23 protein-coding genes are annotated in these 26,292 nt (G+C 70.7%); 16 read left to right on the forward strand and 7 right to left on the reverse strand.

Features of this window, described 5'->3' with window-relative positions; translation table 11 throughout:
* Window positions 1-14: 14 nt before the first annotated feature.
* Window positions 15-1,400, reverse strand: coding sequence for a cation-efflux pump (locus ACUN0C_RS12975; RefSeq protein ID WP_445466801.1), 1,386 nt, complete (start codon window positions 1,398-1,400; stop codon window positions 15-17).
* 169 nt (window positions 1,401-1,569) lie between these two features.
* Here ACUN0C_RS12975 and ACUN0C_RS12980 point away from each other — a divergent pair, with 169 nt between their 5' ends.
* The 7 genes from ACUN0C_RS12980 to ACUN0C_RS13010 all read left to right on the forward strand — a co-directional run bounded on the left by ACUN0C_RS12980 (window position 1,570) and on the right by ACUN0C_RS13010 (window position 9,522).
* Window positions 1,570-2,817, forward strand: coding sequence for an efflux RND transporter periplasmic adaptor subunit (locus ACUN0C_RS12980; protein WP_445466802.1), 1,248 nt, complete (start codon window positions 1,570-1,572; stop codon window positions 2,815-2,817).
* Between the two features lie 10 nt (window positions 2,818-2,827).
* The gene (locus tag ACUN0C_RS12985; protein ID WP_445466803.1) at window positions 2,828-6,049 is read left to right on the forward strand and encodes an efflux RND transporter permease subunit; all 3,222 of its coding nucleotides are present in this window, start codon (window positions 2,828-2,830) and stop codon (window positions 6,047-6,049) included.
* 155 nt (window positions 6,050-6,204) lie between these two features.
* Window positions 6,205-6,786, forward strand: coding sequence for a sigma-70 family RNA polymerase sigma factor (locus ACUN0C_RS12990; RefSeq protein WP_445466804.1), 582 nt, complete (start codon window positions 6,205-6,207; stop codon window positions 6,784-6,786).
* Window positions 6,783-7,199 carry a hypothetical protein gene (locus ACUN0C_RS12995; RefSeq protein ID WP_445466805.1) on the forward strand — a complete coding sequence of 139 codons (417 nt, stop codon included), beginning with the start codon at window positions 6,783-6,785 and terminating at the stop codon, window positions 7,197-7,199. Before ACUN0C_RS12990 ends, ACUN0C_RS12995 begins: the two co-directional genes overlap by 4 nt.
* A gap of 14 nt (window positions 7,200-7,213) precedes the next feature.
* On the forward strand, window positions 7,214-7,651 hold the full coding sequence (locus ACUN0C_RS13000; RefSeq protein ID WP_445466806.1) for a periplasmic heavy metal sensor: 438 nt from the start codon (window positions 7,214-7,216) through the stop codon (window positions 7,649-7,651).
* A gap of 84 nt (window positions 7,652-7,735) precedes the next feature.
* On the forward strand, window positions 7,736-8,611 hold the full coding sequence (locus tag ACUN0C_RS13005; protein ID WP_445466807.1) for a glycosyltransferase: 876 nt from the start codon (window positions 7,736-7,738) through the stop codon (window positions 8,609-8,611).
* A complete protein-coding gene (locus ACUN0C_RS13010; protein WP_445466808.1) occupies window positions 8,608-9,522 on the forward strand; it encodes an NAD-dependent epimerase/dehydratase family protein in 915 nt (304 codons plus the stop codon). The genes ACUN0C_RS13005 and ACUN0C_RS13010 overlap by 4 nt, the downstream gene beginning before the upstream one ends.
* Window positions 9,523-9,527: 5 nt before the next feature.
* Here the strand turns inward: ACUN0C_RS13010 and ACUN0C_RS13015 are convergent, their stop codons facing one another.
* Entirely contained in the window at window positions 9,528-10,166 is a 639-nt protein-coding gene (locus ACUN0C_RS13015; protein ID WP_445466809.1) for a helix-turn-helix domain-containing protein, read from the reverse strand.
* A 205-nt stretch (window positions 10,167-10,371) separates the two neighbouring features.
* Between ACUN0C_RS13015 and ACUN0C_RS13020 the strand changes: the two genes are divergently transcribed.
* Window positions 10,372-11,112 (forward strand): response regulator, encoded by a 741-nt coding sequence (locus ACUN0C_RS13020; protein WP_445466810.1) that lies wholly within the window; start codon window positions 10,372-10,374, stop codon window positions 11,110-11,112.
* 9 nt (window positions 11,113-11,121) lie between these two features.
* Here ACUN0C_RS13020 and ACUN0C_RS13025 read toward each other — a convergent pair whose 3' ends face one another.
* Window positions 11,122-11,823 (reverse strand): Crp/Fnr family transcriptional regulator, encoded by a 702-nt coding sequence (locus ACUN0C_RS13025; RefSeq protein WP_445466811.1) that lies wholly within the window; start codon window positions 11,821-11,823, stop codon window positions 11,122-11,124.
* Between the two features lie 187 nt (window positions 11,824-12,010).
* Between ACUN0C_RS13025 and nirK the strand changes: the two genes are divergently transcribed.
* The 8 genes from nirK to ACUN0C_RS13065 all read left to right on the forward strand — a co-directional run bounded on the left by nirK (window position 12,011) and on the right by ACUN0C_RS13065 (window position 19,780).
* A complete protein-coding gene (gene nirK / locus ACUN0C_RS13030) occupies window positions 12,011-13,048 on the forward strand; it encodes a copper-containing nitrite reductase (protein WP_445466812.1) in 1,038 nt (345 codons plus the stop codon).
* 61 nt (window positions 13,049-13,109) lie between these two features.
* A complete protein-coding gene (locus ACUN0C_RS13035) occupies window positions 13,110-13,574 on the forward strand; it encodes a hypothetical protein (protein WP_445466813.1) in 465 nt (154 codons plus the stop codon).
* Window positions 13,571-14,839, forward strand: coding sequence for an NnrS family protein (locus tag ACUN0C_RS13040; protein ID WP_445466814.1), 1,269 nt, complete (start codon window positions 13,571-13,573; stop codon window positions 14,837-14,839). Before ACUN0C_RS13035 ends, ACUN0C_RS13040 begins: the two co-directional genes overlap by 4 nt.
* A 68-nt stretch (window positions 14,840-14,907) precedes the next feature.
* Window positions 14,908-15,600, forward strand: a complete 693-nt coding sequence (locus ACUN0C_RS13045; RefSeq protein WP_445466815.1) for an NnrU family protein — start codon at window positions 14,908-14,910, stop codon at window positions 15,598-15,600.
* 96 nt (window positions 15,601-15,696) lie between these two features.
* Window positions 15,697-16,848 (forward strand): AI-2E family transporter, encoded by a 1,152-nt coding sequence (locus tag ACUN0C_RS13050; RefSeq protein WP_445466816.1) that lies wholly within the window; start codon window positions 15,697-15,699, stop codon window positions 16,846-16,848.
* Between the two features lie 141 nt (window positions 16,849-16,989).
* Window positions 16,990-18,477, forward strand: coding sequence for a histidine kinase dimerization/phosphoacceptor domain -containing protein (locus ACUN0C_RS13055; protein ID WP_445466817.1), 1,488 nt, complete (start codon window positions 16,990-16,992; stop codon window positions 18,475-18,477).
* Between the two features lie 118 nt (window positions 18,478-18,595).
* The gene (locus ACUN0C_RS13060) at window positions 18,596-18,796 is read left to right on the forward strand and encodes a hypothetical protein (protein ID WP_445466818.1); all 201 of its coding nucleotides are present in this window, start codon (window positions 18,596-18,598) and stop codon (window positions 18,794-18,796) included.
* A gap of 141 nt (window positions 18,797-18,937) precedes the next feature.
* On the forward strand, window positions 18,938-19,780 hold the full coding sequence (locus ACUN0C_RS13065) for an aldo/keto reductase (protein ID WP_445466819.1): 843 nt from the start codon (window positions 18,938-18,940) through the stop codon (window positions 19,778-19,780).
* 7 nt (window positions 19,781-19,787) lie between these two features.
* Here the strand turns inward: ACUN0C_RS13065 and ACUN0C_RS13070 are convergent, their stop codons facing one another.
* The 4 genes from ACUN0C_RS13070 to ACUN0C_RS13085 all read right to left on the reverse strand — a co-directional run bounded on the left by ACUN0C_RS13070 (window position 19,788) and on the right by ACUN0C_RS13085 (window position 26,095).
* Window positions 19,788-22,271, reverse strand: coding sequence for a sensor domain-containing protein (locus ACUN0C_RS13070; protein WP_445466820.1), 2,484 nt, complete (start codon window positions 22,269-22,271; stop codon window positions 19,788-19,790).
* A gap of 123 nt (window positions 22,272-22,394) precedes the next feature.
* The gene (locus ACUN0C_RS13075; protein WP_445466821.1) at window positions 22,395-23,837 is read right to left on the reverse strand and encodes a homospermidine synthase; all 1,443 of its coding nucleotides are present in this window, start codon (window positions 23,835-23,837) and stop codon (window positions 22,395-22,397) included.
* A 109-nt stretch (window positions 23,838-23,946) separates the two neighbouring features.
* A complete protein-coding gene (locus tag ACUN0C_RS13080) occupies window positions 23,947-24,969 on the reverse strand; it encodes an HWE histidine kinase domain-containing protein (RefSeq protein ID WP_445466822.1) in 1,023 nt (340 codons plus the stop codon).
* A gap of 337 nt (window positions 24,970-25,306) precedes the next feature.
* The gene (locus ACUN0C_RS13085; RefSeq protein ID WP_445466823.1) at window positions 25,307-26,095 is read right to left on the reverse strand and encodes a response regulator; all 789 of its coding nucleotides are present in this window, start codon (window positions 26,093-26,095) and stop codon (window positions 25,307-25,309) included.
* Between the last annotated feature and the right edge of the window lie 197 nt (window positions 26,096-26,292).

The raw sequence follows: 26,292 nt of genomic DNA on the forward strand, positions 1-26,292 counted from the left end.
TCCTCGACCGGGCGTCAGTCGGAGGACGCGTCCGGCCCGCCGCGCGGCTCGGCGTGGATGATGATCCGCGCGATCTCCGGCCTGCGTTCGCGCACGGTCCGCTCGAGATCATCGACGCGGCGGTGCACCTCGTCCACCGTCCAGTGCGGGTCGAGCCGGCAATGCGCGACCAGCACGTACCCGTTGTGCGCCCGGCGCAGGCGCACGTTGTGGATCTCCGAAACGCCCTCGCTCGCGTTGGCCGCTTCGTGCAGCGCGGCCTCGAAGGCGGCGCGCAGCGCTTCCGAGCCGGGTTCGGCCTCGTGCACCTCCGGGGCGAGCGGCTCGATATGGGTCTCGATCTCGGTGCCCTCGCCGAACTCCGCCTGGATGGCATCCTCCAGCCGGTCGGCGACCGCATGCGCCTCGGCGAGCGAGAGCCGGCCGTCGACCTCGACGTCGACGGCGATCGCCAGCGCGTCGCCGACATGGTGGACGGTGACGTGGTGGACCGCCACGCGCTCGCGCAGCGCCACCAGCAGCACGCGGTCGTGGATCGTCTCGTCGCTCGGCGAGACCGGCACCGACTGCACCAGGACCTCGGCCTTCCCGAGCAGGTCGCACGCCGTCGCCACGACGCGCTCCTTCACGGCCGCGGCCTCCTCGACGTTCAGCGAGCGCGCGACCTGGATGCCGATGTCGACGAAATGCTGCGCGCCCGCCGCCCGCAGCCGCACGAACTCGACGCCCACCACGCCCGGCTGCGCGAGCGTGCGCGCCTCGAGCGTGCGGGCCACGCCGGCCGGCGCGCTGTCGACCAGCTCGTCCACCGTCCGGCGCAGGAGGCGCAGCGCGAGGATCGCGATGAGCGCCGCCACGGCGAGCGTCGCGGCGGAATCGCCCCAGTCGAAGCCGAGCACGATCAGGCCGAATCCGGCGAGGACCGCCAGCGAGCTGTAGACGTCCGAGGCGAAATGCAGCGCGTCGGCCTGGAGCGCGGGGCTCTTCGTCTCGCGCCCGACCTTCAGCAGCGCCCGCGCGCGCCAGGTGTTGATGGCGATCTCGACCAGGAGCACGGCGACCGGCAGGAACGAGATGTCCGGGACGTCGTGATCCGCCCTGAGCCGGCGCACGGCTTCCACCGTGACGCCGCCGGCGAGGAGCAGCAGGAGGGTCGCCTCGCCGAGCGCCGCCACGCTCTCGAACTTGGCGTGCCCGTAGGGGTGGGACTCGTCGGGCGGGCGGTCGCCCCAGCGGACGGCGAGCAGGGTGATCGTCGTGGCGAGGAAGTCGGTCGCGGAATGAAGCGCGTCCGTCACCAGCGCCAGGCTGCCGATCGCGAGGCCGAGGCCGAGCTTCACGATGGCCAGCAGCAGGCTGGCTGCCAGCGAAATGGCGGCGGTGCGTTCCTTCAGCGTCACGGGCAGGTCGTTAGGCCGCGGCTCCGCCCGTGGCAATGGCGTGCGCGGCGCTCTGCTGCATTTCCCGCGGACTCGTGCAACATGACGAAAATGTCATTCTTTGTCCTCGACGGATCGGCAAGGCTCGGCCGTTGAAGGGGTTCGCAGCGTCAAGGATCCGCCCCCGCTCATGTCGGCATGGAAGCAGCTCGCCCTCTCGCTCATCATCCTCGCCGCCGCGGCGGCGGGCTGGTACGCGTGGACGAACCCCGAGGCGGTGGAGCCGATCCGCACCGCGCTGTCGTCGGTCACGCCCGGTGAGCAGTCCAGCCCCGCCGGCGCGCCCTCCGCCGCGTCTCAGGCGAGTGCACCGCGCAGGGGCCCCGGCGGCCCGGGCGGCGCACCGCCCGTGGTGGTCGCGGCGGCGGAGCTCGACGGCGGCGGCGAGAAGGTGACCGCGCTCGGCAGCGCCAAGGCCGGCCGTTCGGTGACGATCGTGCCGGAAGTCACCGGCATCGTGCAGAAGGTCCTCTTTCGCCCCGGCGAGCCCGTCGACGAGGGCGAGGTCCTGGTCGAGCTCGACCGGAGCACCCAGGAGATCGCGGTCGAGCGCGCCCGCATCGCGCTCGAGCAGGCGAAGTCGGCGCTGAGCCGCGCCCAGCAGCTCGCCAAGTCCAGGAACATCTCCGAGGTCGCCCTCCAGGATGCGGAGATCGCGGTCAGGGTCGCCGAGATCGAGCTTCGCACCGCCGAACTGGAGGAGCGCAAGCGCACGATCCGGGCGCCGTTCGGCGGCGTGGCCGGCCTCAGCGACGTCTCCGTCGGCGATCTCGTGACCACGAGCAGCGAACTCGCCACGCTGGACGACCTGTCGCGCATCGTCATCTCCTTCGAGGTCCCGGAACGCTTCTCGGGCCGGATCGGCAGGGGCACGGCGGTCAGCGGCACGGCCCGGGCGCTGCCCGGCGAAGTCTTCGGCGGGGCCGTCACCGCGGTGGACAGCCGCATCGACCCGGCGACCCGCACGCTCCGAATGGAAGCCGAGATCGAGAACCGCGGGGGTCGCATCAAGCCCGGAATGGCGGTCGCCATCGCGATCGCGCTCGAAGGCGAGAAGCGGGTGGCCGTCCCCGCGCTGTCCGTCCAGTGGGATCGGCAGGGTTCGTTCGTCTGGCGCCTCGCCGGGGAGAAGGTGGAGCGCGTGCCCGTCGCCATCCTCAGCCGCCGCAGCGACACCGTCGTGGTGAAGGCGGAGGTGGAGCCCGAGGATCTGCTGGTGGTCGAGGGCGTCCAGCGCCTGCGGAATGGGGCGGAGGTTGCCGTCGTCCGCCGCGTCGCGCCGGCGTCGTCGCGCGCCGCGCCGGACGAGGACGCGACCGCCCACGGCTCGGATGCGCCGGTGCCGGCGAGCCGGCCGGCCGAGCGGGCGCCGGGCTGAGGGGGCGGCCATGCGCGACAGGCTCCAGAGCGTCCGCGAACGGATCATCGAGGCGACCAAGGGCGTGTCGGCGCTCTGCGTGCGCCGGCCCGTGCTCACGATCGTCGTCAACCTCCTCATCATCGTGGCGGGCCTTGCCGCCCTCAACGGCGTCGAGATCCGCGAGCTCCCGAACGTCGACCGGCCGGTGATCACGATCACGGCCAGTTACGAGGGCGCCTCGCCGGAATCGATCGACACGCAGGTGACGAGCCTCCTCGAAGGCGCGGCCGCGCGCGTCCCCGGCGTGAAGAACATCTCCTCCACCAGCCGCACCGGCCGCAGCCGCATCGTCGTCGAGTTCGACAGTTCCGTGGACATCAACGTGGCCGCGAACGATCTCCGCGACGCGGTCGGCGACGTGCAGCGCAGGCTGCCGGAGCAGGTCGAGGACCTCTCGATCGTGAAGGCCGACGACGATTCCGACCCGATCATGCGGCTGGCCGTGACGGCCTCCGACATGCGGATCGAGGATCTGTCGAAGCTCGTGGAGGACACCGTCGTCGACCGGCTCTCGGCGGTCGAGGGCGTGGCGCAGGTCTCCACCTACGGCGCGCGCGAGCCGCTCGTCCGCGTCCTCATCGACCCCGAGGCGCTCGCCATGCGCGGGCTCGCCGTCTCCGACCTGTCGAGCGCGCTCGCGACCGTGGCGCTCGACGCGCCGGCCGGCAACCTCACCGGCGCAGACCATTCGCTGCTGGTGCGCGCCGATGCGAGCGTCACGAGCGCGGAGGAGGTCGAGGCGATCCGCATCGACCGCAGCACCCGGGTCGGCGACGTGGCGGACGTCTTCTTCGGCCCTGCCGACCGTTCGAGCGTGTTGCGCATCAACGGCCAGACCGGCCTCGGCCTCGGCATCATCCGGCAGGCCCAGTCGAACACGCTCGACATCTCGGACGGCGTGAAGGAGGCCGTGGCGCAGCTCAACGCGGCGCTGCCCGAGGGCGTCTCCATCCGCATCACCTCGAACGACGCGACCTTCATCGGCGGCGCTCTGAATGCCGTCGTCCGGGCGCTCAGCGAGGCGATCGTCATCGTCATCGCCATCATCTTCCTGTTCCTGCGCTCGCTCCGGCTGACCATCGTGCCGGCGGTGACGGTGCCGATCGCGCTGCTCGGGACGGTGGCCGCGATCTATCTGGCGGGCTTCTCGATCAACATCCTGACGCTGCTCGCCTTCGTGCTCGCCACCGGGCTCGTCGTCGACGATGCCATCGTGGTGCTGGAGAACATCGAACGGCACCGCCGCATGGGCATGGGGCCGCGCGCGGCCGCGGTGCTCGGGGCGAAGCAGGTGTTCTTCGCCGTGGTTTCCACCACGGTCACGCTCGCGGCCGTCTTCATCCCGATCTCGTTCTTCCAGGGCACGGCCGGCCGCCTGTTCTCGGAGTTCGGCTTCGTCATGGCCTTCGCGGTGACGCTGTCCGGCTTCGTCGCGCTGACGCTCTGCCCGATGCTGACCTCGCGGCTCATGCCTTCCGGGCTCCATGCCGACGGGCCGAGCCGCAACCCGCTGATGCGGATGATGGAGGCGCTCGGCGGGTGGGGCGAGGCGGCCTACCGGCGCACCCTCGACGCCGCGCTCGCCGCGCCGCTGGTGGTGCTCGTCATTGCGGGCCTCTTCGCCGCCGGCGCCGTCGTGGCCTATGCCGCGCTTCCCGAGGAGCTCACACCGAGCGAGGACCGCGGCTTCGTGCCGATCTCCATCAGCGGGCCGCAGGGCGTGACGATCGACTACATGGACAGCCAACTCCGGGCCGTGGAGGAGGCCGCGCTGCCCGTCATCGAGGCCGGCGAGGCTACCAACATGTTCCTGATCGCCGGCATGGGGGGCAACACCAATTCCGGCTTCGTGGTCCTGACGCTCGCCGACTGGAAGGCGCGCGAGCGCAGCCAGCAGGAGATCATGCGCGAGCTGAACGGGCGGCTTCAGAACATCCCCGGCGTCCAGGTCTTCGCGCGCTCGCCGAACAGCCTCGGCATCCGCGGCGGCGGCCAGGGCCTGCAGTTCGCGATCACCGGCATCGACTACGACGCGCTGGCGGAAGCGGCCGAGGCGTTCCGCCTGGCGATGGAGGACCTGCCGGCCTTCGACACGGCGCGCCTGTCCTACGACACCACGCAGGCCCAGCTCTCGCTCGACATCGACCGCGAGCGCGCCGCCGATCTCGGCATCCCGGTCGATTCGCTCGGCACCACGCTCGCGACGCTGCTCGAGGGCCGCGAAATGGGCGAGTTCTATGTCGGCGGCGACGCCATTCCGGTCCGGGTCGAGGCGCCGGACGGCACGATCAACGATCCGTCCGATCTGGAGGGCATCTTCGTGCGCACGGGCGGCGGGCGCATGGTCCCGCTCTCCTCCTTCGTCAGCGTGCGCGAATCGGCCGTCGCGCCGAACCTGCCGCGCGAGGGTCAGCGGCGGGCCGTGCCGCTCGTCGGCACGCTTGCCGAAGGCCAGGACCTCCGCTCGGCGATGGCCGCCGTCGAGACGCTCGCCCGCGAGCGGCTGCCGGCAGAGATGGGCATCCGCTTCATGGGCGAGGCGGCGGCGCTCGACGAGACGTCGAGTGGCATGGCGATCACCTTCGCCTTTGCGCTCCTGGTCGTGCTCCTCGTTCTCGCCGCCCAGTTCGAGAGCTTCGTCAGCGCCGTCATCATCATGGTTACGGTGCCGTTCGGGCTCGCGGCGGCGATCTACGCGATGGTGCTCACGGGCGGTTCGCTCAACATCTACAGCCAGATCGGGCTCGTGATGCTGGTCGGCATCATGGCCAAGAACGGCATCCTGATCGTGGAGTTCGCCAACCAGCTGCGCGAAAGCGGAATGGGCGTCCACGCGGCCATCCGCGAAGGCTGCCGGATCCGCCTGCGGCCCGTCGTGATGACCATGATCGCCACCGTGCTCGGCGGCGTGCCGCTCGTCCTCTCCTCCGGCGCCGGCGCCGAGGCGCGGCATGCGCTCGGTTGGATCGTCGTCGGCGGGCTGGGGCTCGCCACCTTCGTGACGCTGTTCGTCACGCCGGTCGCCTATCAGCTCCTCGCCGGCCTCTCCAAGCCGCGCTCGGCCGAAGCCGACCGGCTCGAGGCGGAACTCGGCCACGCGCTCGGCTCCGGCGAGGTGGTGCTGCGCTCCGAGGCCGACGAAGCCCTGGCGCCAGCCGGATCGCCGGCGTTCCGGGAGGCGGCGGAATGACGGCGGCGGTCGCATGGCCCCGGTTCCCCGCACCCGCCGTCGCCGGCGTGCGGCGGGCGCTCGGCCGCGCCGCTCCGGTGGATGGCGGCGCATTGCGGCATTCCCGTCGGCTGCGGCCGGCCTATAGTCGCCGGCTTGCGCGGTCTGGACGAGCGGTGGAAAGGAAGCGGGTGGACGCCTCGGACGATGCAGCGCGCCTGAAGGCCGTCGCGGCCGGAGACGAGGCCGCATTTGCCTGTCTCATCGACCTGCATGGCCCGGCCCTGCTCCGCTTCGCCAGGATGCTGCTCGGCAGCGAGGCGGAGGCCGAGGACGTCGTGCAGGACGCCATGCTCAGCCTGTGGCGCGCCGCGCCGCGCTGGCGGGCGGAGGCACGGCTGTCGACCTGGCTGCATCGCGTCGTCTATAACGGGGCCGTCGACCGCCTGCGCCGGCGCCGCAGCTTCGTGGATGTCGCCGCGGCAGAGGACCTGCCCGACGAGGATGCGGCCTCGCCCGATGCCGCCATCCTGCGGGCCGAGGCCGTCGCGGGCGTCCAGCAGGCGCTCGCCTGCCTGCCCGAGCGGCAGCGGACCGCCATCCTTCTCTACCACTTCCAGGACCTTGGGCAGGCCGAAGCCGCCGAGGTGATGGAGATCGGCGAGCACGCGTTCGAGTCCCTCCTCGCGCGGGGGCGCCGCCGCCTGCGCGATCTGCTTTCCCCGCCGGAGGGCGGAGCCGGGGAGGGCGCGTCATGACGACCCGCGACCTCCGTCCGGACCTTTCCGAGGCGCTCGAGCGCTTCGGCGCCGACCTCTCCCGCTGGCCCGACGAGCGGCTCGCGCGGGAGGCCGATGCGGCGCTCGCTTGCGATCCCGCCCTCCGCGCCGAATGGGAAGCCTGGCGGGACCTCGACGGCCGTCTCGATGCGACCCGGGCGGCGTGCGACCGGTCCATCACCCGGTCTGCGGCGGTCGCGCGGCTGCGGGCGAATGCGCTCGCCGCGACGACGCGCCGGCTGCGCTGGCCTGTCGCGGCCGCGGCGGTCGTGGCCGGCCTCGTGGTCGGCGGCGTGCTCGACCTCGCCATCGCCCCGCCGGCGCCGCGCGGGACCGAGATCGTCCTGCTCGACTCCCTCGTCTTCGGCCCGGACGAGGTCGACCTGCGATGATGGCGGAGCGGCTGGTGTCGAGGACGCGCATCAACTGGCCGCTCGTCGTCCTGACGGCTTCGCTGGCGCTCAACGGCGTGCTCGCCGGGATCCTTGCGACGAGCTACTTCCGCTCGGCCGACGACACCCATCGGGTGTCCCGGCCGCTCCGGCTCGAGCTGCGCTCCTTCGCCGAGCGCCTGCCGGAGGCGAGCGTCGACCGCATCGTCGCCCGCCTCGCCGCGGTCGAAGGCGAGGCGGAGGGGCACATTTCGCGCCTGCGGGCGCTCCGCCGCGAGATCAACGGGCTGGCGGCGGAGCCGAGCCCCGATCGCGCCGCCATCGACCACCGCTTCGCCGAGATCCGCCAGGAGGTGGCGGCGCTGCAATCGCTCGTCCAGAGCACGACGATCGACGCCGTGCTCGAGCTTCCCCCGGACGTGCGGACCCGGCTTGCCCCGCCCGCCGAGTGACGCCGCGTCGCCCGCGTCGCGCCGGGCCGGCGATCGCGCTATGGTGTGCCGCGTCCACGACCGGATGAACGCAGAGGGGCTTTCGTGAACGACACCCCGGACCACGGTTCGGCCGGGCATCGCCCGGCGACGCGCCGGCGCGCGGGCGTCGCCTTCGCCACCCTGGTGACGAACGCCGAATACGGCATGGGCGCGCTCGCGCTCGCCCGCTCGCTGAAGCACACGAAGACCGAGGCCGACTTCGTCGTCCTCGCCACGCCGGGCGCGGAGCGGCTCGACGAACTCGCGGCGGAGGGCGCGCGCATCGTCCCGGTCGCGCAGCCGGTCCTGTCCGACGCGTTCCGCGAGCGGCACAGCCGGGAGGCGCTCCACCGCGCTGCCCCTTTCAACAAGGGCAACAAGCCGGCCTTCCACGATCCGATCGACAATTTCTGCAAGCTGGAGCTCTGGAAGCGCGAGGAATACGACACGATCGTCTTCCTCGACGCCGATTCGGTGGTGGTGAAGCCGATCGATACGCTGTTCGGCTTTCCCGAGTTCGCCGGCGCGCCGAACCTCTACCAGGAACTCGCCGACTTCCATCGGCTGAATTCCGGCGTCTTCGTCGCAAAGCCGAGCCTCGCCACCTATGACAGGCTCATCGATTACCTGGACCGGCCGGGCATATTCTGGCGGCGCACCGACCAGACCTTCCTCGAAGCCTTCTTTCCGGACTGGCACAAGCTGCCCTACACCTTCAACACAATGCAGTACGTCTATTTCAACCTTCCCGATCTGTGGGTGTGGAAGGCCATCCGGGTGGTCCATTACCAGTACGAGAAGCCCTGGGCGGAGGCGAACCCGAAGCGGCATCTGCTGCAACCGGTGATCGACCTCTGGTGGCGGCTCCACGACGGCGCCCCCCCGCCCGACGACCTTCCCGTGCGGCCGGTCAAGACGGGGCGGGACCTGAGCGCGTGATCGCAGCCGTCACCGGCGCGACCGGCTATGTCGGCCAGTTCGTGACGGCGCGCCTCCTCGCCGAAGGCGTGCATGTGCGCGCCTGGCATCGCGGCGACGCGCCCCCCGACCTCTTCCCCGAGGCCGAGTGGCTGCGCGGGGATCTCCGCGACGAGCCCGCCATGAGGCGCCTCGTGGCGGGCTGCGATCTCCTCGTGCACTGTGCGCTGGAGCACGTTCCGAGCCGGTACAGGGGCGGCGAGGGCGATGACCTTGCGGCATTCCAGGAGGCCAATCTCGTCGGCAGCATAAGGCTGCTTGGGGCCGCCAGGGCGTCGGGCGTCGGGCGCGCGGTCGTCCTCTCCAGCCGGGCGGCGCTCGGCGACCGCCGGCCGCCCGGCCAGCTCGGCGACGAGGCCGTCCTGATGCCGGACACGCATTACGGCGCGGTGAAGGCCGGGCTCGAGGCGGTGGTCTCGGCCTACGGGCGCGGCGAGGGATGGCCCGTCGCGGCGATCCGCCCAACCGGCGTCTACGGGCTCATCGCGCCCGTCGAACGGTCGAAATGGTTCGCGCTCGTCGCGGCGGCGCTCGCCGGCGGCGCGATGCTCCCACCGCGCTCGGCGACGGAAGTGCACGGCAGCGACGTCGCCGATGCGGTCTGGCGGATCGCCACGGCCGCGCCGGAGCGCATAGCCGGCCGCGCCTTCAATTGCAGCGACATGGTCGTCGACCATGCCGATCTCGTGGAAATGCTCGCCGCGAGGCTCGGCAGGGAACTGGCGGTGCCGCCGCGCAGCGCGCCGCCGGCCGTGACGATGGCCTGCCCGGGGCTCGAGGCGCTCGGGGTCCGCTTCGGCGGCCCGCCGCGCCTCGCGGAGACGCTCGACGGCCTGGTCGAGGCGGCGGCCGCGTGCGCGGCTGCCGGCTAGGCGCGTCAGGCGGCGCGCCGCTCGAGCGCGCGCGGCGCGGATTCGTCGGCGGCGATGGCGAGAAGGCCGGCGGCGTTGCGGCCGCGGATCTGATGCCGGCCCTGCGCGGCGATGACGCCGCTGCGGGACAGCTTCGACATGATGCGGCTCACGGTCTCGATGGTCAGGCCGAGATAGTCCGCCATGTCGAGCCGGGTCATCGGCAGATCGAAGGCCGCGCACGAGCGGTCGTCGAGGCCGGCGCGGCGCATCATCGCGACGAGGAAGCTCGCCACCCGCTCTTCCGCGCTCTTGCGTCCGAGCAGCACCATCTGCTCCTGGGCGGCCGTCAGCTCCTGGCAGATCAGGGCGACATGCTCGCGCCGCAGCGCAGGGTCGGCGTCGACCGCGGCCTCGAACCGGCTGCGCCGCATGCGGCGCACCGCGACGGTCGTGATGGCCTCCGCCGTGAAGGAGAATTCCTCGCCTTCGGTCAGCCCGATCACCTCGCCGGCGAACACGAAGCGCAGGATGGCGCGGCGGCCGTCGGGGAGAATGCGGCAGATGCGCATCGCGCCCTCGACGATCTCGAAGACGTCGTCGGCGGCGTCGCCCTGCCAGACGAGCGCCTCGCCGGCATGGACCGTCTCCGTCTTCTGAGTCATGAAGAGCGTCCGGAGTCCGGAGGCGCGGTCGGTCGCATTGCCTCTGGCGGGCAGAGCGGAAATATTCGTCGTCATCGGCGTGTCTCCGGTTCGTCGGACACACGCAATCAACACGGGCCGTGTCACACGCGATTGCCAGTCGACCCGACAAAGCGTGCTAGTTCGTGACAGAGTGTTACAAGCCCGGGGGGCGGGCGGACGAGGAATGGCTGAAGCACAAGAGGAACGGCCGCACATCCTGGTCGTCGACGACGACCCGCGCATCCGGCAGATGCTCACGCGCTATTTCGGCGACGAGGGCTTTCGCGTCGGCGGCGCGCAGGGCGGTGCCGCGATGCGCAGCTATCTGGAGGAGCACGTCGTCGACCTGGTCCTCCTCGATCTCGGCCTGCCGGACGAGGACGGGCTGACGCTCGCGCGCGACCTGCGCGGCCTGAGCAAGGCGGGCGTCATCATCATCACCGGCCGCGGCGATGTCGTGGACCGCATCGTGGGGCTGGAGATCGGCGCCGACGACTACATCACCAAGCCCTTCCATCTGCGCGAGGTGCTGGCGCGCGTGAAGAGCGTGCTGCGGCGCCTGAAGGACGTCCCGGCGCCGAAGCCGGCGGAGGAGGAGCGCCCCGAGGAGCAGTTCACGTTCGAAGGCTGGACGCTCGACCTGGTGCGGCGGCAGCTGGTCGATCCCGCCGGCGAGGAGGTGCCGCTCACGACCGGCGAGTTCTCGCTGCTCTGCGCCTTCGTCCGCAATCCGGGCCGCGTGCTCGACCGCGACCGCCTCATGGATCTCACGCGCGGGCGCGAATGGAACGCCTACGACCGCGCGATCGACACGCAGATCGCGCGCTTGCGCAAGAAGATCGAGCCCGATTCGCAGAGCCCGGCGCTCATCAAGTCGGTGCGCGGCGTGGGCTACGTCTTCGCGGCGAAGGTCAGCCGCGGCTGACGCGGCGCGTCAGGCCCGTTCGCCGCGCTCCGCGAGCAGGAAGAGCTGGTGCGGCTGGCGGACGAGGATGCGCTGCCGGCCGCCCTCGACGAGGCCCTTGCTTTCCCAGGCGCTGAGGATCCGGCTGACCGTGTGGAGGGTCGTCCCGGTCATCTCGGCGATGTCCTGGCGCGAGACGGGAAAGTCGATGAGGACGCCGCCGTCCGTCTTCCGGCCCGCCTGCTCCACGAGGCGCAGCACGGCATGGGCGACCCGGCGCTCCACCTCCTCCGTCGCCATCTCGCGGATGCGCGTATGCGCCTCCTGGAGCCGGGTGCCGACGGTCTGCAGCGTGTTGACCGCGAGCCGGGGGGCGCGGGCCACGAGCAGGTCCCAGTGCTGCGACGCCCAGGCGAGCGTCAGGCTCTCCGCGACCGCGACGGCCGTGCCCGGGTAATCGGGCCGTCCGAGCGCGACCGCCACGCCGTAGACCTCGCCCGGGCTGACGAAGCGCACCACGATCTGCTGCCCGTCCGGCGTCACCTGGATGACCTTCAGGCGCCCGTTCAGGAGCACGAAGAACTCTCCCGCCGGCTGGCCCTGCTCGAACACGGCCTCGCCCTTGGGGACGAGGCGCGATTCCGCCGTCGCGAGGATGGCGTCGAGGTCGGCGTCGCCCATCGCCTGGAAGAGGTCGAAGCTGCGGATCAGCGTCCTGTCGAGCTTTGCCATGGTTCCGATCCTCGCTGCTCAGGCCCGCTCAGCGCCGCTTCGACGGCGGCCGCACCGGCCCGGGCGACAACGCGCGAGCAGGCGATCCGGATAGGACACCGTGTTTGCGGGAGCGCAAAGAGGCCTTCCGCCGTGCGTCGTAAGACGACCCCACGACGAAATCGACCCGGTCGAAAGGACAGTTCAAATGAAAGCCCCCGCAGCTCTACTCGCGACCGTCGCGGCAGCTGCAATCTCGTCCGCAGCCCTTGGCGCAGCCGTTCCCGCACTGGCCGAAGAGGCCCCGGCCGCGAACATCGTCCGCGCGCCGACCGATCTCCCCGCGCCGCTCGGCATGCGCGCGCCGGAGACGGTGAGGATCGATCTGGAGACCGTCGAGCTGGACGGCCAGCTCGCCGACGGCACGACCTATACCTATTGGACCTTCGACCACAAGGTCCCGGGTCCGCTCGTCCGCGTCAAGGTCGGCGACATCGTCGAGGTGCGGCTCACCAACGCCGAGACCAGCGCCATGATGCACAACGTGGACTTCCACGCGGTGACCGGCCTGCACGGCGGCGGTCACGCCACGCTGGCCGAGCCCGGCGAGACCAAGGGCTTCACGTTCAAGGCGCTGAACCCGGGCCTCTACGTCTACCATTGCGCGGTGCCGATGGCCGCCTCGCACATCGCCAACGGCATGTACGGCATGATCCTGGTCGAGCCGGCCGAAGGTCTGCCGCCGGTTGATCGCGAATTCTACGTGATGCAGGGCGAGATCTACACCGAGGAGGCGTTCGGCACGTCCGGTCACCTGACCGAGAGCTTTGACAAGCTGATGAACGAGCAGCCGGAATACTACGTCTTCAACGGCGCCGCCGAGGCGCTCACGGGCGACAATGCGCTGAGGGCGAAAGTCGGTGAAACGGTCCGGATCTATTTCGGGGTCGGCGGGCCGAACAAGACCTCCAGCTTCCACGTGATCGGGGAGATCTTCGACAGGGCCTACCCGCTTGCCTCGCTCACGAGCGAGCCGCTCAAGGACGTCCAGACCATCTCGGTGCCTCCGGGCGGTGCGGCGGCGGTCGACCTGAAGCTCGAAGTGCCGGGCGAATACGTCCTCGTCGACCATGCGCTCTCGCGGGCCGCACGCGGCCTGGTGGGCACGCTCGTCGTGGAAGGGCCGGAACAGCCCGACATCTTCCGCGAAGGGATCGATGAGAAGATCGGAATGCTCCGGCAATAGGGCGGAGCGGTGGGCCGGTCCGCTTCGGCGGGCCGGCCGTTCTCGTGCGGAGAGAAGGGCCATGACGATTGCTGCGCTGGGAGCTTATCCCGGGCGGTTCCGGCACGAGGACCGGGCCGTCTTCGATGTCGATGCCGAAGCCGTGCTGCATGACCTGAAACGCACGATATCGCACGTGGAGCTCGATTGCGGTTGCCGTGCCGCCCTCGACGTGGCGCTCGACCGCTTCATGACCGCCGAGCCGGTCAAGCTCCGCGAAATCTATCTGCGCTCTGCCAGAGACTGCCGCCGCCGGATCGACCAGGCCGTGACGCTGCTCGCGGAGCTGGAGGAGATCAGGGCCGACGAGCCCGATGCGAGCGCCTTCGAGGAACTCCGTCAGCTCTTCGACGACATCGTGGGGGCGGCGAGCGAAGGGGCATGGGCGATGCGGGCGGCGGCGGCGAGCGCAAGGGCCGTCCGGCCGCTGCCGGCCGCCGCCCTTGCCCGCATCGAGGTGCCGGACCGGTTCGGAGATCTGGCATGAGCATGTCGGACGCCGCCGGGCACCTGCCGAAGGGCGGCGCGGACCGGTCCCAGCCCCGGGCGCGGGTCGCGGCAGGCGACACGAGCATCGACCGGCGCGGCCGTCGCCGGTCGGCGCCGGCGATCCTGAGTTACGGCTTCCGGCCGTTCTTCCTGGGCGCGGCGCTCTGGGCGGCGCTTTCCGTGCCGATCTGGGTCCTTCTCTACTTCTCGGGCGCCGAGCCCCCCGGGCCGTTCTCCGGCCTCGACTGGCACGTCCACGAGATGCTGTACGGCTACCTCGCCGCGGTCATCGCCGGCTTCGCGCTCACCGCCGTCCCCAACTGGACGGGCCGCCTGCCGCTCAGCGGCGCGCCGTTGGCCGGCCTCGTCGCGCTCTGGCTGGCCGGGCGCATCGCCGTCGCCCTCCTGCCGTGGCCGAACCTCGTCATGGCGGTGGACCTCGCCTTTCCTGTCGTCTTCGCGCTCGCCATCTGGCGCGAGATCCTGGCCGGCAAGAACATCAGGAACTTGCCGATCGCCGCCCTCATCACGCTGTTCGGCGTGGCCAATCTGATCCACCATTTGGTCCGGATCGTCCCCGACCTTGCCGGCTTCAGCGAGCGTCTCGCGCTGGCTGTGGCCGCCACCATGATCGCGCTCGTCGGCGGCCGCATCGTGCCGAGCTTCACGCGCAACTGGCTCGCGCGGGCGAAGGCCGCGCGCCTGCCCGGCAGCTTCGGCCCGGTCGACCGGATCGCGCTCGTCGCGGCGGTCGGCGCGCTCGCCTCCTGGGTCGTCCTGCCCGATCATCGGGGGACTGCGCTGCTCCTGATCGCCGCCGGGTCCGTTCATCTGGTCCGGCTCGCGCGCTGGCAAGGGATCGCCGCCGTCCGGGAGCCGATCGTCTTCATCCTTCATGTCGGATATCTCTGGCTCGCGCTCGCGCTCGCGCTGCTCGGGCTGGCGATCCTGGCGCCGGGAGCCGTGCCGCACAGCGCCGCCCTCCATGCGCTCACCGCCGGCGCGATCGCGACGATGACGCTCGCCGTCATGACGCGGGCATCGCTCGGCCATACCGGCCGGCCGATCGCGTCCGATCCCGTGACGGTCGCGATCTACGTCCTGGTGACGCTCGGTGCGGCGCTCCGGGTCGCAGCCCCCTTCGCCGGTGAGAGCTACGCCGCGCTGCTTGCCGCCGGCGCGGCGCTCTGGAGCGGCGCGTTCCTGACGTTCGCGGTCGGCTACTGGAAGGTGCTGACCGGTCCGCGCGCCGACCTGCGCTGAAGCGCAGGCGACGAAACGCGGGCGAGCGGATAAGAGGAGCGGGTCGCCATCGTCCTGCCCGTCCCGCCATGACCGAATTCGTCGCCGCCATCGCCGTCTTCCTGCTCGCCCACGTCATCCCGGCGGCGACGGGCCTGCGCGGGCGCCTGATCGCGGCGCTCGGCCGGCCGCTCTACATCGGCCTCTATGCCGTCCTTTCGCTCGTGCTCCTCGGTTGGGTCATCCTCGCCGCGGCGCGCGCGCCCTACATCGAGCTCTGGCCGCCTTCGCCCGCCACCGCGGCCGTGCCGCTGATTGTGATGCCGTTCGCCTCCGCCCTCTTCGGGGCGGCGCTCGCCGAGCCGAATCCGCTGTCCGTCGGTTTCCGCGGCGCGCCCGATGCGGCGCGGATCGGCGGCGTGCTGGCGATCACCCGCCACCCGCTCCTGTGGGCCTTCCTGCTGTGGGCGGCCTCGCACCTCGTCGCCAATGGCGACCTCGTGTCGGTCCTGCTCTTCGGCGCCTTCGCAATCTTCGCCTGGCGCGGCATGGCCGTCGCCGACCGGCGCGCGCGGCAGAAGCTCGGCGAGGCCGCCTGGTCGCAAGCGGCGCGCCGGACGTCGGCGCTTCCCTTCGCCGCGCTTCTCGCCGGCCGCGCGCCGCCCCTCTACACCACCCGAAGTGCAGTGGGGGCGGCGCTCGGCCTCGTCGCCTACGCCCTCTTGGTGGCGGACGGGCATCTGAGGTTGTTCGGCGCCGACCCGCTCGCCTGGTGGCGCTGAAGGCGAGGGGCGGCAGGGACTTAACTTCGTTTCCGGATTGCTGGAACAGTGCAGCCCGGCCGGGCATTCTCGGTCTCGATCAAACAGGCCGAACCGTTGAACGACAGCACGCTCCCCGCGCCCGCCCCGCCGGTTGAAACGCCGCCGGTCGAGGTCGTCGCGGAGACGCCCCATGCCGCGCCGCGCTGGGCGGTCGTCGGCATCTTCTTCATCCTGCTCGCCGGCCTGTTCTATCTCGCCAAGGGCTTCCTCCTGCCCGTCGCGCTGGCTTTTCTCTTCGCGCTGGTGCTGAGCCCGATCGTGCGCTTCGCCTCGCGGCGCGGCGTCCCGGCCTTCATCACGGCCGCGCTCCTCGTCGGCTCCGGCATCATCGGGATCGGAACCGGCGCCTACGTCCTCTCCGACCCGGTCGGGCGCTGGATGGCACAGGCGCCGCTCGTCGGCTACGAGCTGGAGCGGAAGCTCGGCTCGCTGCGCAACCCCGTGCAGCAGATCGAGCAGGCCTCCGAGCAGGTCGACAAGCTCACCAAGGGCGAGCGGGAGCCGGCGCAGGACGACGTGCAGGAAGTCGTCGTCCGCGAGCCCGGCCTGGCGTCGGGCGCCGCCGAAGGGCTGGCGGACCTGGCGGCGAAGGCGGTGTTCGCCGTCGTCCTGCTCATCTTCCTGCTCGCCTCCGGCGATCTCTTCTACGTGAAGATCGTGCGCGCCATGCCCTCCTTCACGGACAAGAAGCGGGCCATGCGGATCGCGCACGACATCGAGCGCGAGCTGTCGCGCTACCTCCTGACGATCTCGCTCATCAATATCGGGCTCGGCGTCGCCGTCGGCCTCTGCCTGTGGGCCGTCGGCATGCCGAACCCGGTCTTGTGGGGCACGCTCGCCACGCTTGCGAACTTCATCCCCTATGTCGGCGCCCTGCTCGGCGTCGGCACCGTCGCGCTCGCGGCGATCATGGAATTCCCGACCCTGCAGCAGGCCCTTTACGCGCCCGCGGTCTACCTGCTCTGCACGACCATCGAGGGGCAGTTCCTGACGCCGATGATCGTCGGCCGCCGCCTCGCCATGAATGCCGTGGCGGTGTTTCTGGCGGTCGCCTTCTGGGGCTGGCTGTGGGGCATCGTCGGCATGCTCATCGCGGTCCCCATCATGGTCGGCATCAAGATCTTCTGCAGTCACGTCGAGGGGCTCGAGGCCTTTGCCGACTTCCTGTCGGTGGAGCCGAAGAAGGTCGACGCGGAAGAGGACTGACCGCGACGCGACTGCGTGCAATTTCCGGTTGCATCCGTTCATCATGCCGAACCGTTGATCCAGGCGGGCGGGCGACCGTCCACTTTGCTGTTGACCGCGTCCGGCGATCCGTCACAACAGAGCGGCGGGGAGGCGTGGGGCATGCCCTTGGGATCGCTGCTGCCGTGGATACGGGAGCTGCGCGGGATCGAAGTCGGCGCGGCCGGCGTCGCGCTGGGCGGCGAGGCGTTGCGGACGCTGATCGAGGTGCTGCCGGTCGCGATCGCCGTGACCGTCGGGCCCGAGCACCGGTTCGTGCACGCCAACCGTTACTACCGGAAGCTGTTGAGCCGCCAGGATGCGGACCCGGTGGGAAGCACGGCCGCGGACCTGCGGGATCCCTTCCAGGCCGGCGGCGCCGGCCGCGACGCGGTCCTGTCGGGCGGGAAGCCCTCGCTCCTGCGCGAGGTCATGCTGGAGATGGGGGAGAACGGCCGCCCGCTCTACTGGGACCTGGCGCACCTGCCGCTCCTCGGCGAGGCCGGCGACACGGAGGGCGTCGTCACGCTCGCCATCGACATCACCGAGAAGGTGCACGCACGGCGCGAGGCGGAGCTTCGGGCGCTCGAGGCGAACCTCCGCGCCGCCGAGGCCGAAGTGGAGCGCCGCCGCCTCGCCCTCGCCATCGAGGCGACCGGGATCGGCATCTGGGACTGGGACATCGGCACGGGCCGCACGATCTGGTCGGAGCGGCTGTGCGAGATCCTCGGTCTTTCGGCGGGAGAAGCGCCGTCCTACGAGCTCTGGCTGGACCTCCTCCATCCGGCCGACCGCGATCGCGTGCGCGACACGGTGCAGGCGACCTTCGACCCGGCGAGCGGCGGCGAGCTTGCCGTCGAGCATCGCATCGTGCGGCCGGACGGAACGGTGCGCTGGGTCCAGGGCAGCGGTCAGATGCTCTACGACGAGGCGGCGCGCAAGCCGGTCCGCCTGATCGGCACCATCCTCGACGTCACCGAGCGGAAGGATACCGACGCGGCGCTCCGCAGCGCGCTCGCCGCCAAGGAGATCCTGCTTCGCGAAGTGAACCACCGGGTCAAGAACAGCCTGCAGCTCGTCTCCTCCATGCTGTCGCTGCAGAGCGCCGCGATCGCAGACCCGGATCAGCGCAGGGTGTTCCAGGAGGCGCAGTCGCGCATCCGGATCGTCGCGGGCGTGCACGAGCGGCTCTATGCCGGCGTGACAACCGAGAGCGTCCGCCTCGATCTGTACCTCGCCGAGCTCTGCGGCGACATCGAGCGGGCGAGCGCCAAGCCGGGCGTCCGGATCGCAATCGACGCGGAGCCGGTCGAGACCGGCATGGACCGCGCCGTCCCGATCGCCCTCGTTCTGAACGAGCTCGTCACGAACGGCCTGAAATACGCCTATCCGGACGGCGGACTGATCGAGGTGAAACTGGTGCGGACGCCGGAAGGCGGCGCCGTGCTCCGCGTGTCGGACACCGGCGTCGGCCTGCCGGCCGATTTCGACGAGCGCAAGCGCCGCTCGCTCGGCTTCCGCATCGTCGAGGGGCTGGCGCGCCAGCTGCAGGGCGACGTGCGCTACGAGCGGCTCGATCCCGGCACAGCCTTCGTGGTCCGGATCGCCTGACCCGTCCTGCACGTCACGCCGCACGCCGCCGCCCTCGTCATCTTATGATCACGCCGTGCCGGTACCGCGAGGCCCGTCTCCGCGAATCGGCGGCGGGGCGGGCGGGGGGAGACTGGCGATGGAGAGCGCGCTGCTCGACGACATCCGCAAGGCGGTCGCGGAGGCGATCGAGACCGGCGGCGTGCTTCACGTTGCGCCCGTCGCCCGGCGCCTGGCAGCCCGCCACGAGCAGACCGGCGCGAGCCCGCGCCGGGTGGCCGAACTTCTGCTGCGCGCCGGCATCTATGCGGCCGTGCCGCTGGCGCTCGACAAGATTTAGCCGGCATACTATTTCGGCCCGGGCGATTCGCGTGTACGCTCCGTCCGGCGAGACCGGAAGACGTCTGGACGCCTCGCCGGCGGCCATCGGGTTTCCTTCGCCGGCTGATCGGGCCGGCTGTTCGGAGTGTCGGGTATCGTCATGACAGCGCCCAGCGGGATGGCGAGGCTTCCTTCGGGGGAGACGGTGCCGGCGCTCGGCCAGGGCACCTGGGGCATGGCGGAGGACCGCCGGCGGCGCAGCGAGGAGATCGCTTCCCTCGGGCGCGGCATCGATCTCGGCATGACGCTGATCGACACGGCGGAGATGTATGCCGACGGTGCGGCCGAGGAGCTCGTCGGGGAGGCGGTCGCGGGCCGGCGCGACGAGGTCTTCCTGGTCTCCAAGGTGATGCCGGAGAACGCCGGGCGAGACGGCGCGGTTGCGGCCTGCGACGCCAGCCTCCGCCGGTTGCGCACCGACCGGATCGACCTCTACCTCCTCCATTGGCGCGGGCGCATTGCCCTCGAGGAGACGCTCGAGGCGTTCGCGCGCCTTCAGGCGGCGGGCAAGATCCGGCACTGGGGCGTCAGCAATTTCGACGTCGACGACATGGAGGACCTCGCCGCCGCGGGCGGGGCGCGGCCGGCGACGAACCAGATCCTCTACAATCTGACCCGTCGCGGCGTGGAGTTCGACCTCCTGCCGTGGTGCGCCGGGCGGGGCATCCCTGTCATGGCCTATTCACCCGTGGAGCAGGGCAGGCTCCTGGTGCGCCCGGAGCTGCGCAGGCTGGCGGCGGCGGAGGGGATCGCGCCCGCGCAGCTCGCGCTCGCCTTCGTCCTCGCGCACCCGAACGTGATCGCGATCCCCAAGGCCGGGTCGATCGCCCATCTGGAAGAGAACCACGCCGCCCGCGCCGTCGCGCTCAGCCCGGAAACGGCGGCGCAGCTCGACGCGTTCTTTCCGCCTCCCGGAGCGAAGCGCCCGCTCGAGATGCTCTGAGCGATCCTCAGGCGTAGTGGCGGGCGCCGCCCCGCCAGCTGGCAGGCTCGCCCTGCAGCAGGAGGAGCGCGAGCAGGTCGTCGGCCGGCACGGCGGGGCTGTAGAGGAAGCCCTGCGCCTCGCTGCAGCCGAGCGAGAGCAGGATGCGCTCCTGCATCGCGTTCTCCACCCCCTCCGCGATGACGCCCAGCCCGAAGCTCCGGCCGAGCTGGACGACGGCGTCGATGATGGCGATGTCGCCCTTGCTGGCGATCACCGTCTGGACGAAGCTTCGGTCGATCTTCAGGCGGGTCAGGGGAAAGTTCTTCAGGAGGCTCAGCGACGCGTAGCCTGTGCCGTAATCGTCGAACGCGATCTGCACGCCGAGGTCGCGCAGTCGGCTGAGGGTCGTGAGGATCGTCTCGTCGCCGTCGAGCAGGATCGTCTCCGTGATCTCGAGCTCGAGGCATTCCGGCGGCAGGGCGTTCGCCGCGAGCGCCTGCTCGACCACCTCGACCAGCCGGCCTCCGCGGAACTGCTCCTGGAACAGGTTCACGGCCATGCGGATGCCGGCGCCGCTGCTGCGCAGCCGCGCCGCCTCCCTGCACGCCTCGGCCATCGTCCAGTCCCCGACCGCCTGCGCAATGGGCAGCGCCTTGAGGATCGGGAGAAAGACGCCGGGCGCGAGGAGGCCGCGTTCGGGATGCCGCCAGCGGATGAGCGCTTCCGCGCCGATGATCTCGCCGCTGCCGAGCCTCACCTGGGGCTGGTAGTGCAGTTCGAACTCGCCGCGCTTCAGTGCGGTGCGAAGCTCCCGCTCCAGCCGCTGCCGCTCGTCCTTCTCCGCCCGCAGCGCCGGCGAGAATACCCTGCTGCTGCTCGAGCTGTCGGCCTTTGCCGAATAGAGCGCGAGGTCGGCGTTGAGCATCAGCTCGTCGATCGTCCGCCCGTGCTCCGGCGCGATCGCGGTTCCGACGCTTCCGCCCACGGAGATCGTCCGGCTCCCGATCCGGATGGGGCGGACGACGCTCTTCATGATGGCGTCGACGACGCCTTCCAGTGCGGTCGGCTCGGAAGCCCCTGGCAGCCAGATCGCGAATTCGTCGCCGCCGAGCCGGGCGACGGTCGCATGGTCCGCGACGGCGGCCCGAAGCCGGCCGGCGACTTCGACGAGGAGCCGGTCGCCGCCGGCGTGCCCCATGCTGTCGTTGACCTCCTTGAACCGGCTGAGGTCGACGAGGAGAAGGGCGCCGGGCGTGTCCCGGTCCAGGGCGTCCGAGATGCGCGACCAGATGAGCCGCCGGTTGGGAAGGCCGGTCAGCTGGTCGTAATGGGCGAACCGGAAAAGGCGTTCCTGCTGCTCGCGCTGTTCCGTCACGTCGCGCGCGAGAATGCAGAAGTTTCGCCGGCCCCCTTCGAGCCAGCTCGACACCGTCGCTTCCACCGGGAACACGCGGCCGTTCCGGTGCCGCCCGACGGTTTCCAGCAATTCCCCCTTGTCGCCCGAGCCGATCGTCGTCAGGCGATCCGACAGGTCGCCCGGAAAGATCAGCTCCACCGACCGGCCGACCGCTTCTTCCGGCGTGTAGCCGAACGTCCCCTCGGCGCCCTCGTTCCAGAAGGTCACGTTGCCGGCCTCGTCGAACAGGACGCAGGCGTTCGGCGATGATGAGGCGACCTTCCGGAACCGTTGCTCCGTCGAGCGGACCGCCTCTTCGGCCCGTTTGCGGCCGGTCACGTCCCGGGCTACGCCGATCATCCGCAGGAGCATTCCGTCCGAAGCGAAGAAGGCGCGCCCCGAGGATGCCAGCCACCGTTCGGCGCCGTCGTCGGCGCGTCGGATCCGGAAGTCCGCCTCGAGCCTGCCGATGGCGGGATCGAACACCCGCGCGATTTCGGCGTCGAGCCGGGCCCGGTCGTCGGGGTGCACGAGCGCCAGAAACGCCTCGAGGCCGATCGGGTCGCCATCCGGAATGCCCAGGAGCGCCCGCTTCCCGTCGGACCACCAGCGTTGGCCTGTGCGGTAGTCGAAGTCCCAGATGCCGAGCCCCGTTGCATCGACGGCCACCCGCAGCCGCTCCTCGTTGCGCGAAAGGCGATCGGCGGCGTCGTGCTGCTCGTGAATGTCGGTCGTCGTGCCGACCCACTCCCGAATGTTGCCGTTGCCGTCCCTGAGCGGGACGGCCCGCGTGACCATCCACCGGTAGCTCCCGTCGGGCGACTTCAGGCGGTACCTGAACGGATCGCACGCGCCCGACCGCACGGCATGGAACCAGGTCGAGACGACGCGGGCGCGGTCGTCGGGATGCAGCGCGTCCTGCCAGCGGAAGCCCTTGAGGGTATCCCTGAACTCGCACGCCTGGTCGTCCCAGCCCCAGAAGTCGACGACGGCGCCCCTCGGGTCCGTCACGAAGACCAGGGCCGTGTTGGTCGCGAGCAGGGCACGGTAGCGCTCCTCGTTCGGTTCGAGGGCGCCCGTCCGGGGAGGTCGTTCTGGCGAGCTTCCGATCATGTCGCAGCAAACTGGATGGCAAGCGCACGCGCAAGCGGAACCTGCCCGGGCACTAGACGCATCATGTGAAGCAGTGCCGCAGGCTCGATCACATGCCCATTCCGCCGCTTCTGCAAACAACCCTCAGCGCACGAGAACGTTCCTGAACTGCCAGGGATCCTCCCGGTCGATGTCTTCCGGAAACAGGCCGGGGCGGCCGGTCAGGGGGGTCCAGTCGGTGTAATAGCCCTTGACCGGGCCGAGATACGGCCGCTGCACGTCGAGGCAACGACGGAAATCCATCTCGTCCGTCTCCACGATGCCCGCCTGCGGGTTCTCCAGCGCCCAGACCATGCCCGCCAGCACGGCCGAGCTGACCTGCATCCCGGTCGCATTCTGGTACGGCGCGATCAGGCGCGTCTCCTCGATGGAGAGCTGCGACCCGTACCAATAGGCGTTGCGCGGGTGCCCGTAGAGGAGCACGCCGAGCTCGTCGATGCCGTCCACGATTTCGTGCTCGTCGAGGACGTGGAACTCGGATTGCGCGGCGCCGGCCCGGCCGAACATTTCGTGCAGCGAAAGGACGGCGTCGTTGCACGGATGATAGGCATAGTGGACCGTCGGGCGGTACTCCGGATCGAGGCCCGCGCCGACCGTGTAGTAGTCGGCGATCGAGACCGCTTCGTTGTGGGTGACCAGGAAGCCGAACTGCGCCCCCGGCGTCGGGCACCAGGTCCTCACGCGCGTGTTGGCGCCGGGCTGGAGGATGTAGCGCGCCGCTTGGCAGCCCGCTGGGTCGTCCTGGACGCGCATGTTGTCGGGCATCCAGCGTTCGTGGCTGCCCCAGCCGAGTTCCGCCGGCTGCAGGCCTTCCGACACGAAGCCCTCGACCGACCAGGTGTTCCAGAACACGTTCATCGGCTTCGGATGGCTCACGCGCTGCGTGTCCCGTTCGGCGATGTGGATGCCCTTCACGCCGAGGTCGCGCATCAGCCGCGCCCAGCCGGCCCGGTCGTCGGCGGCCGGTTCGCGGTGGCCGCCGCCCAGCTCGGCGGCGAGGTCGAGGAGGGCCTGCTTCACGAACCAGGACACCATGCCCGGATTCGCGCCGCAGCAGGACACCGCGGTCGTGCCGCCCGGATTGGCGCGCTTCTCCGCGCGCACCGTCTCCCGGAGCGCATAATTGGTGCGCGCCGCCGGACCGGCGCTCGTGTCGAAGTAGAATCCGGGCCAAGGCTCCACGACGGTGTCGATGTAGAGCACGCCCAGCGCGCGGCAGAGCTTCATGATGTCGAGCGAGGAGGTGTCGACGGAGAGATTGACGCAGAAGCCGCGCCCGGGGCCGTCGGTCAGGAGCGGGGTGAGGAGCGCGCGGTAGTTCTCGCGCGTCACCGCCTCGTGGACGAAGCGGATGCCCTGCGCGTCCAGCATCGCACGGTGGCCGTCGTCGGGGTCGATCACGACGAGGCGCTTCGGGTCGTAGCTGAAGTGACGCTGGATGAGCGGAAGCGTGCCGCGGCCGATCGAGCCGAAGCCGATCATCACGATCGGGCCGTCGATGGTGGCGTGGACGGGCCAGTCGGTCATCGGGTCTCCCTATGGAAAGGTCCGCGAGGATTCGCGTGGGTGCCGCCCCGGCAGAGCAGGCCTGCGCCACCCCTGTCAACCGCCGAGGGGATCCCGTCGCCCGCCCCGCTCACGGCACGAGCTGCGCCTTCGGGATCTCGAGTTCGTAAGCGAGCCCTTCCGGACGGAAGGAAAGCTGCGCGGTTCCGCTGACGGAGGTCGGGACCACGTTGCAGAGCATCAGCAGCCCGAAGCTCCGCCCGCGGGGCGGGCGCTCAGGCATGCTCGCGCTGCTCCTTTCAGACCACGCGAAACGGTAGAGCTCGGGGTCGTCGGCACTGCGATCGAACCGCACCGCGATGATGCCGTCGGGGACCGACAGCGCCCCGTACTTGATGGCGTTCGTCGTCAGTTCGTGCAGCGCCAGCCCGAGATATTGCGCCGCATTGGGCCGGAGGAACCCGTTCTCGCCCTCGAGCTGGATGCTGGAAAGCCGCGGCTCGGCGTAGAGCGCCACCTGCGAGCGCACCAGGTCGAAGATGCGCGCCCCGCGCCAGTCGGCATCGGTCAGGACGTCGTGGGCGCGCGACAGCGAATAGATCCGGCCGTTGAAGCGGCTGACGAACTGCTGCGTGGAACTCGTGCTTTCGGCGGTCTGGCGGGCGATGCCCTGGATCACGGCCAGCAGGTTCTTGGACCTGTGCGCGAGCTCGCGCAGCACGATCCGCAGATGCTCCTCGTGGACCTTGCGCTCCGTGACGTCGACGGCGGACAGGATCGTGCCGGTGATCGCGCCGCTCCCGTCCGTCTGCGGGAGGATGCGGACGTCGTACCAGTGCGGGCCAGCTTCGTCGCTGGTGCGCACCTCCACGTTGCGCGGCTCCCCCGTGGCCAGCACCGCCTGCCGCGCCGGGGAGAGCGTGTCCGCGGCGGTGCCGAACAGCCCCTCGCGCTCGCCGCGCCCGACGATCGCATCGCCGTCCACGCCGGCGGGCGGGTTGAAGACCCAGGTGAAGACGCCGTCGCGATCCTGGCCGCAGATGGTCATCTGGGAGCCCTGAAGGGCCGCCTCGAATCGACGGCCGAGCCCGGCGGCGACCGCGTCGTCGGCGGTGCGGGTCGGCTCGGTCTGCGTCGAATTCTCGTATCCCATGACTTCCGATGCCGGCGGGCCGCCAGCCTTGCTTGCTAGATATCCGGGCCGGCTATGTCCGCCAACCCCGGACGGGCGGCCGTGGTGCGAACGGAAAGAACGACTGTTGCGCGCGCCGAGCGTGAAGTGCGACGGCCCGGCAGGGCCGCACGCAGCGGGCGCTGGCATGCCGGGCACGGGGACGATCCGAATGCCGGGCCGGCAGGCCTTGGCGCAGCGTCCCAGCTCACCAAGCTCCTACCCACGCGACCACTCCTTCTGGAACTTCAGCGGAAACGCCACCAAGCCTCGCCAGTTCCAAGAAGAATCCGCCGGCTCGCGTTTGCCGCGAACGCGCTCAGCGCCCTGCACGCCGTTCGAAGAACAGCGCCTGGCTGATGACCGCCTTCACGGTTTCGGGCTGGAAGGGCTTGGTGATCAGGAAGGCGGGCTCCGGCCGCTCGCCGGTGAGCAGGCGTTCCGGGTAGGCGGTGATGAAGACCACCGGGACGGAGATCGACTGCAGCATCTCGTTGACCGCCTCCAGCCCCGAGCTGCCGTCGGCGAGCTGGATGTCGGCGAGCACCAGGCCGGGGCGGTGCGCCTCGACCGCCTCGATCGCCTCGGCATGCGTGCGGGCGAGCCCGGTCACGCGGTGCCCGAGCGACTTGACGAGCGTCTCGATGTCCATCGCGATGAGCGGCTCGTCCTCGATGATGAGGACGTCCGTCGCCACCTGCTGGGCGATCTCGCGCCCGGCCTGGTCGATGAGCCCGGCGACCTCGCTCTCGCTCTTGCCGAGCACGTAGGCGATCTCGGAGGCCGAGAAATCCTCCACGGCCATCAGCAGGAACGCCTGCCGCGCGAGCGGCGTGATCGCCTCCAGGCGGCGCGCGGTGCCCTGCAGCTCGTCCGGATCGTACTCGGTCCGGGCGAGGTTGACGGGCACCGAGTTCCAGTACTGGCAGAACGCCTTGAACAGCTCGACGCGGGGGTCGTTGTCGGCGTTGAAGGATTCCGGCGCCTCGACCAGCGCTTCGAGCACCGAAACCACATAGGCGTCCCCGCTCTTCTGGCCGCCGGTCAGCGCGCGGGCGAAGCGGCGAAGATAGGGAAGGTGCGGTGCGGTGTTGGCGACGAGCGACATGAACGGACCCTATGAGGAACGATGGCTGGCGAGTGCGGGATGATGGTAACGGAAGCCCGGCCGCGCAACGTTCGTTAACCTGGAAAGTTCCCCGCCGCGCTTGGCCGCGGGTGATCCTTGTCGCCCATCGTGGTACGGCTGGCAACCCGATTGCATCCGCTGCAATGGCGGGGGCGCGATGGGTCGCCGGCCCGACG

Source organism: Faunimonas sp. B44 (assembly GCF_052655945.1).